A 16,993-nucleotide genomic window follows, 5' to 3' on the forward strand; every position below is an offset into this window, starting at 1 on the left:
ATGATTGACCCACCCCCGCGGCTCTGCGCGCGACCCCCTCAAGGGGGCAGCGCTGGCGGCCCGGCGGAGCCGGTTCCGCGGCGATCTGGGTGGAATTCACCTCTCTCGTTGCATGAGCACTTCTGATCTTTTTTCGTCCGAGCCCACGCCGGCCGAGCGCGCGGCCGAGTTGCGCGCCCAGCTGCACCACCACGCTCACCGTTACTACACGCTAGACGATCCGGAAATCCCCGACGCGGAGTACGACCGCCTGTTTCGCGAGTTGCAGGCACTGGAAGCGGCCCACCCAGAACTGCTGATGCCGGATTCGCCCACTCAGCGCGTGGGTGGTCAGGTGCTTGATGGCTTCACACCCGTGCGCCATGCCGTGCCCATGCTGTCGATCAACACCGAGACCGACACCGAGCCCAGCGGTGCCCGGAACTTTGACGCCCGGGTCCGCCGTGCACTGGGCCTGGGCGAGGGCGATCTGGCAGTCGAGTATGTGGCTGAACTCAAGTTCGACGGGCTGGCCATGAGCCTGCGCTACGAGCAGGGCGTGTTGGTGCAGGCCGCCACGCGAGGCGATGGCGAAGTGGGTGAAGACGTCACGAGCAACGTGCGCACCATCGGGCAGATCCCGCTGCGCCTGCCAGTCGAAGCGCCGCCGGTGTTGGAAGTGCGTGGCGAGGTCTACATGCGGCGCGACGATTTTGATGCGCTCAATGAGCGCCAGCGCGCCAAGATCGCCGCTGGCGCCAAGGGCGAAAAGACGTTTGTGAATCCGCGCAACGCCGCGGCTGGCGCCGTGCGCCAGCTCGATTCGGGCATCGCGGCCCAGCGCCCCTTGAGCTTCTTCGCTTACGGGCTCGGGGAGCTCACCCCGGCCGAGCAGGGCGGCCCAGCATTTGAAACGCACTTGCAGATGCTCATGCAGCTCAAGGCCTGGGGGTTTCCAGTTGCCGAGCAGACTGCATTGGCCACCGGGGCAGACGAGCTGGTGGCGTTTCACCAGCGAATCGGCGCCGCGCGCGATCAGTTGCCTTACGACATCGACGGCGTGGTCTACAAGGTGAATTCGCTCGCGCTGCAGCGCCAGCTCGGCTTCGTCTCGCGTGAGCCGCGCTGGGCGGTGGCACACAAATACCCGGCTCAGGAGCAGCTCACTACCGTGCTGGGCATCGACGTGCAGGTCGGCCGCACCGGCAAGCTCACGCCGGTGGCCAAGCTCGCGCCGGTATTCGTCGGCGGCGTGACCGTGACCAACGCCACGCTGCACAACGAAGCCGAGGCGCGTCGCAAAGACGTGCGCGTGGGCGACACGGTGATCGTGCGCCGAGCGGGCGACGTGATTCCCGAAGTGGTGGCGGTGCTGCCCGACAAGCGTGTGGGCGAACCGCCGGTGTTCACCATGCCGGCGCACTGCCCGGTGTGCGGCAGTGCCGCGGTGCGCGAGGAAGGCGAGGTCGACCACCGCTGCACCGGTGGTCTGTTCTGTGGCGCCCAGCGCAAGCAGGCCATCCTGCATTTTGCGCAGCGCCGCGCGGTGGAAATAGAAGGGCTGGGGGACAAACTGGTCGAGCAGCTGGTCGACGCTGGCGTGGTCAAGACCTTGCCCGATCTCTACCGGCTCGGCTTGACGGCGCTGCTGACCCTGGACCGCATGGCAGACAAGTCAGCGCAAAACATCCTGGGCGCACTGGAAAAATCCAAGCAGACCACATTGCCGCGCTTTCTGTTCGGCCTGGGCATCCGCCACGTGGGCGAAGCCACCGCCAAAGACCTGGCGCGTCACTTCGGCACGCTGGACGGCGTGATGAACGCCACTGAAGAAGCTCTGCTGGCCGTGAACGACGTGGGCCCGGTGGTGGCGCAAAGCATCCGCACCTTCTTCGATCAGCCACACAACCGCGAAGTGGTCGAACAACTGCGCGCTTGCGGCGTGACCTGGCCCGAGGGGGAGCCTGCCGCACAGGCGCCGCAACCACTCGCGGGAAAAACCTTTGTGCTGACCGGCACCTTTCCCACCATCAGCCGCGAAGACGCCAAAGCCATGCTGGAAGCCGCCGGCGCCAAAGTCGCTGGATCGGTGAGCAAAAAAACCGACTACGTGGTGGCCGGCGCTGAGGCGGGTAGCAAGCTCACCAAGGCACAGGAACTGGGTGTGGCGGTGCTGGACGAAGCGGGCATGCTGGCGCTGCTGCTGGAGCAACCACCCATCTGAGCGAACTTCACTTGAACTTGTAGTGATCCCGGTTCAGCACCGCGGCCACGGCGGTGACCTCTTCCGGGAACAGCCCCAAGTTCATGGTGGTGTTGCACATCTCCACCATGCCGCGCAGCAGGCCGGCGCTGTTGATCCGGCCTTGCGGCTTGTACATGGCGCTGCCGTCGCCGCCCACCTTGCTGATGTGGCAGGCCACGCATTTGTTGTCCGCAATCAGCTTTTGTCCCAGGGCGAGGTCGGCGTCTTTGAAGATCTCGGCGCCCTGGGCCTGGGCGCTGTGCCAGGTGAGGGCTCCCCCCAGCAGCAACAGGCTGGCCGTGGCCCAGGGCAGGGCGCGGCGGCTCCAGTGGGGGCGGGCGGTCAGGGTGGGGGTGTGGCGTGGGGTCATGTGGTGCCTCCAGAACGTGGTCGCGTGTGTCTGGGACACTCTACCTGCATCAAAATGGCCTGTCACCCGCTCACACACCGCCTGCGCGGTTTTTCTGCCCGACCATGACCCTTCACACCATTCTCAAAATGGGCGATCCGCGCCTGCTGTTGACCGCCCAGCCGGTGACCGCATTCGACACACCCGAACTGCACCGTCTGATCGAAGACATGCGCGAAACCATGGCGGTGGCCAACGGGGCCGGCCTGGCCGCGCCACAGATCGGCGTGAACCTGCAGGTGGTGATTTTCGGTACCGGTGCGGTGGTGCCGCGTTACCCGGACGCCGAGCCTGTGCCGCGAACGGTCCTGATCAACCCCACCATCACCCCGATGGGGGATGAAGAAATCGAAGACTGGGAAGGCTGTTTGTCGGTGCCCGGGATGCGGGGCGTGGTGCCGCGCTGGGCACGCATCCGCTACCAGGGCTTTGATCCGCTGGGCGGGGTGATCGACCGTGTGGCAGAGGGCTTTCATGCGCGCGTGGTACAACACGAATGCGACCACCTTTGGGGCAAGCTGTACCCCATGCGGGTGCGTGATTTTTCCCGTTTTGGTTTCATCGAGGTGCTGTTTCCCGAGCTGTCCGACCAGGCCGACGATTGACCTGCGCATCGCCGGCGAAACATTCCGATGCGGCTCCGAAACACAGCGACACAAATCGCGTGGCACTCGCCGCTAGAGTCGCCACCTGATCGAACTCCACAGGAACACCCGAATTGACGATCCGAACCTGCGCCGCGTTGCTCGCTGCGTCCTTCCTGGGCGCCTGCGCGGTCAACTCTGAGTTGCCGAGCACCCAAGCCGCCTCGGCCGCCACGCCACCGGCCTGGTACGCGCCACCGCTGGCGCATCAGGGCCGTTCGGCATCATTGACGCAATGGTGGGCGCGACTCGACGACCCGGTGCTCACCCGCTGGATCGCGCTGGCCCAGGCGGAAAGCCCGTCGATCGCGGCCGCCCGGGCCCGAGTGTTTGACGCCCGCGCGCAGTTGCAGGGCGAGCAGACTGCCAGTGGGCCACAGCTGGCCGCGGTGGGCAGCGCCAGCCGCAGCCGTCAAGTGCTGGGTCAGCCGGCCGCAACAGCATTCGGAGCTGGCGTGCAGGCGTCCTGGGCGCTCGACCTCTGGGGTGGGGCGTCGGCCGGTATTGCGGCCGCGCAGGCCCGCCAGGACGCGGCGGGTGCGGGCTGGCACGAAGCTCGCGTGCTGGTGGCCGCCGAGCTGGCCAGTCTGTACTACGCCCAGCGCCAGTGCCAGGCCCAGCTGACCGTGGCTCAAGAAGACCGCGATTCGCGCGCCGCCACGGCCCAGGCCGCTGGCGAAACCGAGCGCGCCGGGCTGACCGCGCCCGCGGTTGCGGCGCTGGCGCGTGCGAGCGCCGCCGACGCGGCGAGCCGCACCCGCGCGCAGCAGCAGCGCTGCGAGCAGCAGATCAAGTCGCTGGTCTCGCTCACGGGCCTCCCTGAGCCTGAGCTGCGCGCCCAGCTCGCGCAGGCACCCGCCGTGCCAGCCGATGCGGCGCTCAACGACTGGCTGTCGGTGGATGCGGTGCCCGCTGCCGTGATCCGCCAGCGACCCGATGTGTACCAGGCGCAGCGCGAGCTGGTTGCGGCCGCCGAGTCGGTGGGAGTGGCGCGAGCCGCGCTCTTGCCGAGCCTGAGCCTCTCGGGCAGCCTGCTGCGCAACCGGGTCAGCAGCGCGGGCGCCAGCGATTCGTTCAACAGCTGGTCGGTCGGGCCCTTCACCCTCAGCCTGCCGCTGCTCGGACGCGGTGCGCTGCAGGCCGGGGTCGACAGTGCCCAGGCGCGCTACGAGAGTGCAGCGGTGGCTTACGCCGCCACGCTGCGCAATGCCGTGGCCGAGGTGGAACGCTCGCTGGTGGCGCTCGCGTCTTTGCGGGAGCAGGCTGGCACCACTCAGACGGCACTCGATGGCTACAGCCAGTCGTTCACCGCCACGCAGGCGCGCTACCGGGTCGGGCTGGCGAATCTGAACGAACTGGAGGAAGCGCGCCGCCTGCAGCTCAACGCCAGCAGCAGCGCGGTCACGCTGCAGCAAGACCGTATCCAGGCCTGGATCGACCTTTACGTCGCCCTCGGCGGCGGTTTCGACCCAGCCCGTGTGGCCGACCCCCTCCAACACAACGCCGCCAAAGATCCCTCATGAGCAATGCGCCAACCTCTCCCAACAGCCGCCGACGTTGGCTGGCCCTGGCCGCTGTCCTGGCACTCATCTTCATTGCCGCCCTGGTCTGGTTTTCGCGGCAGCCAGCGCCCGGCGCTGCATCTGCGGCCGCGCCGGCCGACGAAGTGGCCGCCAAGCCATCGATGACGGTGACCGTGACCCAGCCGAGCCGAGAGACCCTGTCGCTGTCGCTGGATGCCAACGGCAATGTAAGCGCCTGGCAGGAAGCCAGCGTGGGGGCCGAGGTGAGCGGCCTGCGGCTGGCGCAGGTGAATGTGAACGTGGGCGATGTGGTGCGCAAGGGTCAGGTGCTGGCGGTCTTCGCCAGCGACAGCGCGCGCGCCGAAATGCTGCAAAGCGAGGCCAGCGCGGTGCAGGCCGAGGCCAGCTACCTCAACGCCAAAGCCGACGCCGACCGGGCCCGCTCCATCCAGGACACGGGTGCGCTCTCAGCCTCGCAGGTAGCGCAGTACCTGACGCAGGAGAAGGTGGCGAAAGCCCAGTGGGAGGCCGCCAAGGCGGTGCTGGGTGCCACCCAGATCCGCCTGGGCAATACCTCGGTGAAGGCGCCTGACGATGGCGTGATCTCGGCGCGCAGCGCCACCGTGGGTGCTGTCGTGGGCTCGGGCCAGGAGCTGTTTCGTCTGGTTCGCCAGAGCCGCATGGAGTGGCGCGCCGAGGTCACGGCCAGCGAGGTAGGGCGCATCGAGGTGGGTCAGCGGGCGCAGGTGACGATGGCCACCGGTGCCAGCGTGGAAGGCAAGGTGCGCGCGATCTCGCCGTCGGCCAACGAACAGACCCGCAACATCCTGGTCTACGTGGACCTGCCGCGCCACAAAGACCTGAAGTCGGGCACCTTTGCCCGGGGCCGCTTTGCCATAGGCCAGAGCGAAGCGCTGACCCTGCCAACGCCCGCCATCGTGGTGCGCGACGGCAGCAACTTCGTGTTCGTTGTGGACGAAGCGGGCAAAGCCAGCGCCATCAAGGTGCAAACCGGTCGCCGCGTGGGCGAACGCGTCGAAATCCTCAGTGGCCTGAAAGGCGACGAACGCGTGGCGGTGCAGGGTGCGGGTTTCCTCAACGAAGGCGACTTGGTCAAGGTGGTCCAGTGAATCAAGAGACCACCCCGGCCGCGCGGCGCGCGACCCCCTTCCAGGGGGCAATCCCTGCGGCCTGGCAAAGCCGGTTCCACGGGATTTTTGTGCCAAGTCACCGCTTCGGCACTGGTGCTGGAAAGCCAATATGAACGTCTCAGCCTGGTCCATCAAGAACCCGATTCCTGCGGTCATGCTGTTCGTCATGCTGACGCTGGCGGGCTTGTATTCGTTCAAGTCGATGAAGGTGCAAAACTTCCCCGACCTGGACGTGCCCAACATCACCATCGTCGCCAGCCTGCCGGGCGCTGCGCCGAACCAGCTCGAAAACGACGTCGCGCGGGTGATCGAGAACAGCCTGGCTACGGTGCAAGGCCTCAAGAACATCTTCACCAAAGTGCAGGACGGCGTGGTCTCGATCACCGCCGAGTTCCGCCTGGAAAAGGGTACGCAGGAAGCGCTGGACGATGTGCGCTCGGCGGTGGCCCGGGTGCGCGGCGATCTGCCCAGCGACATGCAAGAGCCCATCATCAACAAGCTGGAGCTCGCTGGCGGTGCGGTGCTGGCCTACACCGTGGCCTCGGACAAGATGGACGAAGAGGCGCTGTCCTGGTTTGTCGACAACGAGGTGTCCAAGCTGCTGCTCTCGGTGCGTGGCGTGGGCGCGGTGAACCGGGTCGGCGGCGTGGACCGCGAGGTGCAGATTCAGCTCGACCCGCTCAAGCTGCAGGCGCTGGGCACCACGGTGGCCGACATCTCGCGCCAGCTGGCGCGGGTGCAGATCGAGAGCGCCGGCGGCGTGGCCGACATTGGCGGCAGCCAGCAGCCGCTGCGCACCGTCTCGGCGCTGAAATCGGCCGATGAGCTGGCGCGCATGGAGATTGCCCTGTCAGACGGGCGCAGCATCCGGTTCGATCAGATCGCGAAGATCGAAGACACGGTGGCTGAGCGCACCGCCGCCGCGTTTCTCGACGGCCGGCCGGTGGTGGGCTTCGAGATCGCGCGCAGCCGCGGCGCCAGCGAGATCGAGGTGGGTGAAGGGGTGCGCGAGCGACTGCAGGAACTGCGGCAATCCCGACCCGACCTGCAGATCACCGAGTCGTTCGACTTCGTGACACCGGTGCAGGAGGAGTTCGACGGCTCCATGGTGCTGCTCTACGAGGGCGCCATCCTCGCCGTGCTGGTGGTGTGGCTGTTCCTGCGCGACTTCCGCGCCACCATCGTCTCAGCAGTGGCCTTGCCCTTGTCCGCCATCCCGGCCTTCATCGGCATGCACTACCTGGGCTTCACCATCAACGTGGTGACGCTGCTCGCGCTCTCGCTGGTGATCGGCATCCTGGTGGACGACGCCATCGTCGAGGTGGAAAACACGGTGCGCCACATGCGCATGGGCAAAACGCCCTACCAGGCGGCCATGGAAGCGTCGGACGAGATCGGTTTGGCCGTGATCGCCACCACCTTCACCCTGATCGCGGTGTTTCTGCCCACCGCCTTCATGTCGGGCATTCCGGGCAAATTTTTCAAGCAATTCGGCTGGACGGCATCGCTCGCGGTGTTTGCCTCGCTGATCGTGGCGCGCGCGCTCACGCCCATGATGGCGGCTTACATCCTGCGGCCGTTTGTGCTGACCGAAGACCGGCCAGCCTGGGCCAAGAAGAATGCGCTGCTGGGCGGCTTGTGGGCCTGGGCGCATCCGCAGGAAGAGCCGAAATGGCTCGACACCTACCAGGGCTGGGCCGGCTGGTGCGTGCGCCACCGGTGGATCACCATGGCCTTTGCGGCGGCGTTTTTTATCGGCTCGGTGATGCTGATTCCCTTGCTGCCGCAAGGCTTCATCCCGCCCGACGACAACTCGCAGACGCAGGTCTACATTGAGCTGCCGCCAGGCGCCACCCTGCAGCAGACGGTGCAGACCGCCGAACGCGCGCGTCAGCTGGTCGCTGCGGTGAAGCATGTGAAGTCGGTCTACACCACCATCGGCTCAGGCTCGGCGGGCAGCGATCCGTTTGCGCCGCAGGGCGCGGTGGAATCGCGCAAGGCGGCGCTCACCATCCAGCTCGATGCGCGCGGCGAGCGACCGCGCAAACAGGTCATTGAAAACCAGTTGCGCGAGGCCATGAGCAACCTTCCCGGCGTGCGCAGCAAGGTCGGCCTGGGCGGATCGGGTGAAAAATACGTGCTCACCCTCACCGGCAACGACGCCGCCGCACTCAGCACGGCTGCCAGCGTGATCGAGCGCGATCTGCGCACCATCAACGGCGTGGGCAGCATCCAGAGCAGTGCCGCGCTGGTGCGCACCGAGATCATCGTCAAACCCGATCTGGCGCGAGCCGCCGAGCTGGGTGTGACCAGCAGCGCCATCGCCGAAACCCTTCGCATCGCGACCGTGGGTGACTACAACAGTGCGCTGCCCAAGATGAACCTGCCGCAGCGGCAAATTCCCATCGTGGTCAAGCTCGACGCCGCTGCCCGCGAAGACCTGGCGGTGCTGGAGCGCCTGACCGTGCCGGGCGCGCGCGGCCCGGTCATGATCGGGCAGGTGGCGTCGCTCGAATTCGGTGGCGGTCCAGCCGTGATCGATCGCTTCAACCGCGCCCGCAACATCAATTTCGAGGTCGAACTGGCTGGCATTGCCCTGGGCGACATCAAGACCCAGGTGGAGGCGCTGCCCAGCGTGAACAACCTGCCTGCCGACGTCAAGGTGCTGGAGCTGGGCGACGCCGAGGTGCAGAGCGAGCTGTTCGCCAGCTTCGGTCTGGCCATGCTCACGGGTGTGCTGTGCATCTACATCGTGCTGGTGCTGCTGTTCAAAGCCTTCCTGCACCCGTTCACCATTCTGGCGGCGCTGCCGCTGTCGCTGGGTGGTGCGTTTGTGGCGCTGCTGCTGGCCGACAAGGCGTTTTCCATGCCTTCGCTCATCGGCCTGATCATGCTCATGGGTATCGCCACCAAAAACTCCATCCTGCTGGTGGAATACGCCATCGAAGCGCGCCGCCTGCACGGTCTGAACCGGTTCGACGCGCTCATGGACGCCTGCCACAAGCGGGCCCGCCCCATCGTCATGACCACCATCGCCATGGGCGCGGGCATGCTGCCCATCGCGGTGGGCTGGGGTGCTGCCGACAGCAGCTTCCGTTCACCCATGGCCTGGGCGGTGATCGGTGGCCTCATCACCTCGACCTTCCTCAGCCTGCTGGTGATTCCGGCGGTGTTCACCGTGGTGGACGATGTGGCGATCTTCTTCAACAAGCTGTTTGGGCGAAAAGCCGAGCCGGCGCGCCCGGGCCTGATCGAGCAGCAAGCTTGAGGCGCGCTCAGCTCTCCAGCGCCTTGAGCAGCTCGGTTTCGATCTCGATCTGGCGCTTGTTGACCTGCAGCTGGGGCCCGCTGATGAGGAAGGTGTCTTCCACGCGCTCCCCCAGTGTGCTGATCTTGGCCAGCTCGACGCTCACATGGTGTTCGGCGAGCACGCGCGAGATGCAGTAAAGCAGGCCGTTGCGGTCGCTGGCCGAGACGCTGAGCAACCAGCGCTGCGCCTTGTCGTCGGGCCGAAGGTCGACCCGAGGCGCCACGGGAAAGCTCTTGACGCGGCGCGACAGACGACCTTTGCTGGGAAGCGGCAGCGGGCCTTTGCGGTCGATGGCCTGCGCCAGGTCGTTTTCCACCATGCCAATGAGTTCCCGGTAATGCTCCGAAAGCGTGGGCGCCACCACCTGAAAGGTGTCCATGGCGTGGCCGTCGCGGGTGGTGTGCACACGGGCGTCCAGGATGTTGAAGTCCGACTCATCGAAGTAGCCGCAAATGCGCGCGAACAGGTCACTCTGGTCAGACGCGTAGACCATGACCTGCAGGCCGTCGGCTTCTGGCGAGACACGGGCGCGCACGATGCACTTTTCAGCCCGAGGCGTTGACTCCGGGGAACCCGGTACGGCGAGCGCAGCGGGCACGGCGCGCGACTGTGTCGCTTGCTGCGCCAGCGCGCGCGTCAGAACGCGGGTGTGCCAGGCAATTTCGTCGGCCTGGTGGCGCATGAAGTAGCTCACGTCCAGCGTGGCCCACAGCTTTTCGTGGGCCTTGTGGGGCAGAGCGTGCAGCGCCAGCAAGGTGAGGGCTTCGCGCTTGCGCGCCTCGACCACGGCGTCCGGGTCGGGAGCGCGACCGCCCAGGGCGCGCAGCGTGTACCGGTAAAGGTCTTCGAGAAGCTTGCCCTTCCAGGTGTTCCAGACCTTGGGGCTGGTGCCGCGGATATCGGCGACCGTGAGCAGGTAGAGCGCCGTCAGGTAACGCTCGTTGCCGACGCGGCGGGCGAAAGCACCGATCACGTCCGGGTCACTCAGGTCGGCCTTTTGCGCGATGCGGCTCATGGCCAGGTGCTCGGCCACCAGGAACTCGATCAGCTGGGTGTCTTCGCGGGGAATGCCGTGTTGCCGGCAGAACACACGAACATCCTGAGCACCCAGCTCGGAATGATCTCCGCCACGACCCTTGGCGATGTCATGAAACAAGGCGGCAATGTACAGAATCCAGGGCTTGTCCCAGCCAGCTGCCAGCTGCGAACAGAACGGGTATTCATGCGAATGCTCGGGAATGAAAAAGCGGCGCACGTTGCGCAGCACCATCAGGATGTGCTGGTCCACGGTGTACACGTGGAACAGGTCGTGCTGCATCTGCCCCACGATGTGGCGGAACACCCAGAGGTAGCGACCCAGCACCGAGGTCTCGTTCATCAGCCGCATGGCGTGGGTGATGCCCTCGGGCTGCTTCAAAATGGCGAGAAAGGTGGCGCGGTTGACTGGATCGGCGCGGAACGCTGCGTTCATGATCGGGCGGGCGTTGTAGAGCGCACGCAGCGTGCGCGCCGACAGCGCCTTGATGCCGACCGTGGTCTGGTACAGCAGAAAGGTCTCGAGAATCGCGTGCGGCTGGCTTTCGTAAAGGTCGTCTCGGGCGATCTCCAGCGTGCCGCCCTTGTCGAAAAAACGCTCGTTGATCGGCCGCAGGCGGTCGATCATCATGGCCTCGCTGTTGAGCCGTTCCCGGATGTTGAGCATCAGGATCTGATTGAGCTGGGTCACGGCCTTGGCGGCCCAGTAGTAGCGCCGCATCAGCAGCTCGCTGGCGCGGCGCACGCCCTTGGCGCTGGGCGGCGTGGGGGCGTGATTGGGGCCATCGCCCGTAGGCACTTCCACTGGCGGTGTGTGGGCCCTGAAGCCAAAGGACTCCGCCACCGCTGTCTGCAGATCGAACACCAGTCGATCTTCGCGGCGCTTGGCCAGCAGGTGCAAGCGCGCCCGGATCAGGCTGAGCATGGCTTCGTTGGCCTTGATCTGCCGGGCCTCCAGGGGGGTGGCGAGGCCCTTGCGGGCGAGCTCGTCCCAGCTGCGGCCATAGCCTGCCGCCTTGGCCACCCAGAGGATGATCTGCAGATCACGCAGTCCGCCGGGGGACTCCTTGCAGTTGGGCTCCAGTGCGTAGGGCGTGTTCTCGAACTTGTTGTGGCGCTGGCGCATCTCCAGGCTCTTGGCCACGAAGAAGGCGCGCGGGTCCATCGCTTCCTGAAGCTGCCGGACCAAACGGTCAAACAGGGCCTTGTTGCCACGGATCAGCCGGCATTCGAGCAATGAGGTCTGCACCGTCACGTCCTTGGCGGCCTCGGTCAGGCAGTCTTGCGTGGTGCGCACCGCCGACCCGATCTCCAGGCCCACGTCCCAGCAGGCGCCAATGAAGGTTTCCAGGCGCCCGCGCAGGATCTCGTCGTCCTCGGGCTTCATTCCGTCGGGCATCAGCACCAGCACGTCCACGTCGGAATAGGGAAACAGTTCACCGCGCCCATAGCCACCCACCGCCAGCAGCGCGTAGGTGGTCTTGAAGCCGGCGCGGTACCAGAGCGTGCGCAGGGTCTGGTCGGTCAGACGGGCCAGCTGGCGCAGCGCACGGCGCATCCCCCGGGCCGATGCGTTCTCGCCACCAAGCTCGGCCATGAGCACGGCCTTGCCCTCGCGGTAGCGCTGGCGCAGTGTGGCGATGTCTTGGACGCCAGGAGCCGAGGGTTCGGTGACGGGCCGCTCCACGATCAACCGCTCAAGCTGCTGCGGTGGAGACGGGCGCGGCGAATTCGGGCAGGGGCGGGTAGCCGTCGGAGAGCGTGAGCACCTCGTAGCCGCTTTCGGTGACGAGCACCGTGTGTTCCCACTGAGCCGACAGCGAACGGTCCTTGGTGACGATGGTCCAGCCGTCGCCCATTTCCTTGATATCGCGCTTGCCGGCGTTGATCATGGGCTCGATCGTGAAGGTCATGCCGGGTTTGAGCTCTTCCAGCGTGCCCGGGCGGCCGTAGTGGAGCACCTGTGGCTCCTCGTGAAAGCGCTGGCCGATGCCATGGCCGCAAAACTCGCGCACCACTGTGAAGCCGTTGCCCTCGGCAAAGACCTGGATCGCATGGCCGATGTCGCCCAGGCGAATGCCCGGCCGAACCATGACGATGCCCTTCCACATGGCCTCGTACGTCACCTGACACAGGCGCCTGGCCGCGACCGACGCCGCGGCTTCGCCACCCACCAGAAACATGCGGCTGGTGTCGCCGTACCAGCCGTCCTTGATGACGGTCACGTCCACGTTGACGATGTCACCCTTCTTGAGCACCTTGTCGCCGGGAATCCCGTGGCAGATCACGTGATTGATCGACGTGCACAGGTGACCTGGGAAGGGCGGGTAACCGCTGGGCTGGTAGCCGATGGTGGCCGAGGTCGTGCCCTGCTGCTTCATGAACGCGGCGGCCCACTGGTCGATCTGCAGCGTGGTCACGCCTGGCTGAATCAGCGGCGTGAGGTGGTCCAGAACTTCGGATGCCAGCCGACCGGCCAGTCGCATGCCGGCCACGCCCGCTTCGTCTTTGTAGGTGATGCTCATGGGGACGAATTATCCCACCCGTGCCCAATTCGGGTCGCTGCCCGGACGGAGACCGCAGACCTCGGCCGGATAAAATCAGCGGTTTCCACCGTCTCCCGAACCTAGGCCACCCGTCGTGACCCTGCATCTGCGTTTTTTCGAGGGCGGCAACGCGCTCAGCGATTTCAAAGTCCAGCAACTGCTGCCGCGGCTGGCGGCGATTTCCGACAAGATCTCCGGCCTCTCGGCCCGCTTCGTGCACCTGGCGGCGTTTGACGCCGAACCCACCGAGCGCACCTTGCAGCGCCTGGGCCAGCTGATGGCCTACGGAGAACCGGTGTTGCCGGCGTTTGGTGAGGCAGTGAAAGCCGGCGCGCCAGCGGTGCTGGTGATGCCGCGCCTGGGCACCGTCTCGCCCTGGGCCTCCAAGGCTACCGACATCGCCCACAACTGTGGCCTGGCACTGCACCGGGTGGAACGGCTGGTGGAATACCGCATCGTGCTCAAGACCGGCCTGCTGAGCAAACCCAGCCTCAAGCCCGAGCAGCTCAGGGCGGTGGCCGGGCTTCTGCACGACCGCATGACCGAAGCCGTCACCACCGAGCGCGTCCAGGCCGAGGCGCTGTTCACCGAACTGCACCCCGCACCCATGGAGCATGTGGATGTGCTGGGCGGCGGCAAAGGGGCGCTGGAGACCGCCAACAAGGCCTGGGGTCTGGCCCTGGCCGAGGACGAAATCGAGTACCTGGTCAGCGCCTTCACCAGCCTGAGACGCAACCCGACCGATGTGGAGCTCATGATGTTCGCGCAGGCCAACAGCGAGCACTGCCGCCACAAGATCTTCAACGCCCAGTTCACCATCGACGGCGTGCTGCAGGACAAGAGCCTGTTCGGCATGATCCGGCACACGCACCAGACGGCGCCGCAGCACACCATCGTGGCGTATTCGGACAATGCTTCCATCATGGAAGGCAGCGCAGTGGAGCGCTTCGTGGCGAGGGCAGGGCAGGGCCAGACCGCCGCCTCGCCCAGCTATGTGGGCGAACCGGCCACCCACCACATTCTGATGAAGGTGGAAACCCACAACCACCCGACCGCGATTTCGCCATTCCCCGGTGCCGCCACGGGGGCGGGGGGCGAGATTCGGGACGAAGGCGCCACCGGTCGCGGCTCCAGGCCCAAGGCCGGCCTCACCGGCTTCACCGTCTCCAAGCTCTGGGGCGGCCTGAGCGACCAACCGGGCGGCAAGCCCGAACACATCGCCAGCCCGCTGCAGATCATGACCGAAGGCCCGCTGGGCGGCGCGGCGTTCAACAATGAGTTTGGTCGGCCCAACCTGCTGGGCTACTTCCGCGAGTACGAGCAAGCCGTCACCGGTGTCCTGCGCGGTTACCACAAGCCGATCATGATCGCCGGCGGCCTGGGCGTGATCGACGCCGGGCAGACGAAAAAGGTCGACTTTCCCGCCGGTTCGCTGCTGATCCAGCTCGGTGGCCCGGGCATGAAAATCGGCATGGGCGGCGGCGCAGCCAGCTCCATGGCCAGCGGCACCAATGCCGCCGCGCTCGATTTCGACTCGGTGCAGCGCGGCAACCCTGAAATCGAACGCCGGGCGCAGGAGGTCATCAACCATTGCTGGGCTCAGGGCGACAAGAATCCCATCCTCTTCATCCACGACGTGGGCGCGGGCGGCCTGTCCAACGCCTTCCCCGAGCTGGTGAACGACGCCGGGCGCGGCGCGCGCTTCGACCTGAATGCGGTACCGCTCGAGGAAAGCGGCCTGGCGCCCAAGGAGATTTGGTGCAACGAAAGCCAGGAGCGTTACGTGCTGGCCATTGCGCCCGAATCGCTGGAGCAGTTCAAAGCCTTCTGTGAACGTGAGCGCTGCCCGTTCGCTGTCGTGGGTGTGGCGACCGAAGAGCGCCACCTGACGGTGTTTGACGAGGGCAGGGAATCTCCGGTGGAGATGCCGATGGATGTGCTGCTGGGCAAGCCGCCCAAGATGCACCGCGATGTGAAGTCTGTGGAGCGCCAGGCTGTCCCCATGGACCTCACGGGTGTGGGACTGGAAAGGGCCGTGATTGACGTGCTAAGCCACCCCACGGTGGCTTCCAAGCGGTTTCTCATCACCATCGGCGACCGCACCGTGGGTGGCCTGAGCCATCGCGACCAGATGGTCGGCCCCTGGCAGGTGCCGGTGGCCGACTGCGCGGTCACCCTGGCCGACTTCAGTGGCTTTGCGGGTGAGGCCATGAGCATGGGAGAGCGCACGCCGCTGGCCGCGCTGCACGCGCCGGCCTCGGGCCGCATGGCGGTGGCCGAAGCCATCACCAACCTGCTGGCCGCACCCATTGAGCTCCCGCGCGTCAAGCTCAGCGCCAACTGGATGGCTGCCTGCGGCGAGCCGGGGGAGGACGCCGCGCTGTACGAAACGGTGAGGGCGGTGGGCATGGAGCTGTGCCCGGCGCTGGGCATTTCCATCCCCGTGGGCAAAGACAGCCTGTCCATGCGCACGCAGTGGGCCGACGGCGAAGAACAGCACAAGGTGACCTCGCCGGTCAGCCTGATCGTGAGCGGCTTTGCCACCCTGGCCGACGTGCGCGGCACACTCACGCCCCAGCTCAGCACCGAGGTGGCCGACACCACGCTGATCCTGATCGACCTGGGCCAGGGCCAGCACCGGCTCGCCGGCAGCATCCTGGGACAGACGCTCAACCAACCGGGCTGCCCGGTGCAAGACGGCGTGCCCGATCTGGACGACCCGCAGGCCCTGGTGCGCCTGGTCGACGCCATCAACGCGCTGCGCGCCCAGGGCCGCATCCTGGCCTACCACGACCGCAGTGACGGTGGCTTGCTCGCCACCGTGGCGGAAATGGCGTTCGCCGGCCACGTGGGCGTCTCCATCAACGTGGACCTGCTGGTCACCGAGGGCGACGGCATTTCCGACAGCCGCGCCGAGTACGGTGACGCCAAGAACTGGAGCAAGCAGGTCAGCGCCCGGCGCGAAGAACTCACGCTCAAAGCCTTGTTCAGCGAAGAGCTGGGCGTGGTGATCCAGGTGGCCACCTCCGAGCGCAACGCCGTGATGCAAACCCTGCGCGAACACGGCCTGTCCAAACACAGCCACTTCATCGGCAAGACCCACCCCGCTGAGTCGCCCATCGACGCAGGAAAGGGAGAGCTGCAGGTCTGGCGCGACGCCAAGTCCGTCTTCAGTGTCAGCCTGTTCGACCTGCACCAGGTCTGGGACAGCGTGAGCTGGAAGATCAACCAGCAGCGCGACAACCCCGCCTGTGCCGATGCCGAACACGCCGCCGCGGGCCTGCCCGACGACCCTGGCCTGCACGTTGCTCTGAGCTTCGATCCGGCGCAGGATTTGGCCGCGCCGTTCCTGAACCTCGCCCGCCCGAGGGTCGCCATCCTGCGCGAGCAGGGCGTGAACTCGCATGTGGAGATGGCCTACGCCTTCACTCAGGCCGGGTTCGAGGCGTTTGACGTGCACATGACCGACTTGCAGATGGGCCGCGCGCACCTCAGCCATTTCCAGGGCGTGGTGGCATGCGGTGGTTTCAGCTACGGCGACACGCTGGGCGCTGGCATCGGCTGGGCGCGCAGCATCACCTTCAACGATGTGCTGACCGAGCAGTTCCGCAACTTCTTCCAACGCCCGGACACCTTTGGCCTGGGCGTGTGCAATGGCTGCCAGATGTTTGCCGAGCTGGCCGGCATCATCCCTGGTGCCGAGGCGTGGCCGCGCTTCACCACCAACCAGAGCGAGCGCTTCGAAGCCCGCCTGTCCATGGTTGAGGTGCTCGAGTCGCCCAGCCTGTTTCTGCAAGGCATGGCGGGCAGCCGCCTGCCGATCGCGGTGGCGCATGGCGAGGGTTATGCCAATTTCAAGTACCGCGGTGACCCGGACCAGGCCATCGGAGCTATGCGTTTCGTTGACAACGCGGGCGCAGCCACCGAGCTGTACCCGTTCAACCCCAACGGCAGCCCGGGCGGACTGACCGCAGTCACCACTGCAGACGGACGCTTCACCGCCATGATGCCGCACCCCGAGCGGGTGTTCCGCAACATCCAGATGAGCTGGACCTCGGGTGACCCAGCTGGCGCCAGCCCCTGGATGCGCATCTGGCGCAACGCGCGCAAATGGGTGGGCTGAAGCCACCCGATCCCCCACCGAGACACTC

At 66.4% G+C, this 16,993-nt stretch carries 9 protein-coding genes; 6 read left to right on the forward strand and 3 right to left on the reverse strand.

The window, feature by feature from the left end; genetic code table 11:
• The first annotated feature begins 112 nt into the window (after positions 1-112).
• A complete protein-coding gene (ligA, locus tag QUV25_RS13065) occupies positions 113-2,203 on the forward strand; it encodes an NAD-dependent DNA ligase LigA (RefSeq protein WP_300864572.1) in 2,091 nt (696 codons plus the stop codon).
• Between the two features lie 7 nt (positions 2,204-2,210).
• Here ligA and QUV25_RS13070 read toward each other — a convergent pair whose 3' ends face one another.
• Entirely contained in the window at positions 2,211-2,594 is a 384-nt protein-coding gene (locus tag QUV25_RS13070; protein ID WP_300864575.1) for a hypothetical protein, read from the reverse strand.
• Positions 2,595-2,698: 104 nt separating this feature from the next.
• Here QUV25_RS13070 and def point away from each other — a divergent pair, with 104 nt between their 5' ends.
• The 4 genes from def to QUV25_RS13090 all read left to right on the forward strand — a co-directional run bounded on the left by def (position 2,699) and on the right by QUV25_RS13090 (position 9,219).
• Positions 2,699-3,238, forward strand: a complete 540-nt coding sequence (gene def, locus QUV25_RS13075) for a peptide deformylase (RefSeq protein ID WP_300864577.1) — start codon at positions 2,699-2,701, stop codon at positions 3,236-3,238.
• A gap of 113 nt (positions 3,239-3,351) precedes the next feature.
• Positions 3,352-4,800, forward strand: coding sequence for an efflux transporter outer membrane subunit (locus tag QUV25_RS13080; RefSeq protein WP_300864578.1), 1,449 nt, complete (start codon positions 3,352-3,354; stop codon positions 4,798-4,800).
• A complete protein-coding gene (locus tag QUV25_RS13085) occupies positions 4,797-5,930 on the forward strand; it encodes an efflux RND transporter periplasmic adaptor subunit (protein ID WP_300864580.1) in 1,134 nt (377 codons plus the stop codon). Before QUV25_RS13080 ends, QUV25_RS13085 begins: the two co-directional genes overlap by 4 nt.
• 130 nt (positions 5,931-6,060) lie before the next feature.
• Complete coding sequence (locus QUV25_RS13090; protein WP_300864582.1) at positions 6,061-9,219, forward strand: efflux RND transporter permease subunit; 3,159 nt, start codon at positions 6,061-6,063, stop codon at positions 9,217-9,219.
• A gap of 7 nt (positions 9,220-9,226) precedes the next feature.
• Here QUV25_RS13090 and QUV25_RS13095 read toward each other — a convergent pair whose 3' ends face one another.
• Positions 9,227-11,983, reverse strand: coding sequence for a [protein-PII] uridylyltransferase (locus QUV25_RS13095; protein WP_300864583.1), 2,757 nt, complete (start codon positions 11,981-11,983; stop codon positions 9,227-9,229).
• 10 nt (positions 11,984-11,993) lie between these two features.
• On the reverse strand, positions 11,994-12,821 hold the full coding sequence (map, locus tag QUV25_RS13100) for a type I methionyl aminopeptidase (protein ID WP_300864585.1): 828 nt from the start codon (positions 12,819-12,821) through the stop codon (positions 11,994-11,996).
• Positions 12,822-12,936: 115 nt separating this feature from the next.
• On the opposite strand from map, the gene purL reads away from it, so the two are divergent.
• On the forward strand, positions 12,937-16,965 hold the full coding sequence (purL, locus tag QUV25_RS13105; protein WP_300864586.1) for a phosphoribosylformylglycinamidine synthase: 4,029 nt from the start codon (positions 12,937-12,939) through the stop codon (positions 16,963-16,965).
• Positions 16,966-16,993: the final 28 nt, after the last annotated feature.

The organism is Hydrogenophaga sp. (assembly GCF_030373245.1).
GTDB lineage: Bacteria > Pseudomonadota > Gammaproteobacteria > Burkholderiales > Burkholderiaceae_C > Hydrogenophaga.

Bases quoted from the DNA above. Each gene is read 5' to 3' on its own strand.
- ligA (WP_300864572.1), top strand. From the start codon at position 113: ATGAGCACTTCTGATCTTTTTTCGTCCGAGCCCACGCCGGCCGAGCGC.
- QUV25_RS13070 (WP_300864575.1), bottom strand. From the start codon at position 2,594: ATGACCCCACGCCACACCCCCACCCTGACCGCCCGCCCCCACTGGAGC.
- def (WP_300864577.1), top strand. From the start codon at position 2,699: ATGACCCTTCACACCATTCTCAAAATGGGCGATCCGCGCCTGCTGTTG.
- QUV25_RS13085 (WP_300864580.1), top strand. From the start codon at position 4,797: ATGAGCAATGCGCCAACCTCTCCCAACAGCCGCCGACGTTGGCTGGCC.
- QUV25_RS13090 (WP_300864582.1), top strand. From the start codon at position 6,061: ATGAACGTCTCAGCCTGGTCCATCAAGAACCCGATTCCTGCGGTCATG.
- map (WP_300864585.1), bottom strand. From the start codon at position 12,821: ATGAGCATCACCTACAAAGACGAAGCGGGCGTGGCCGGCATGCGACTG.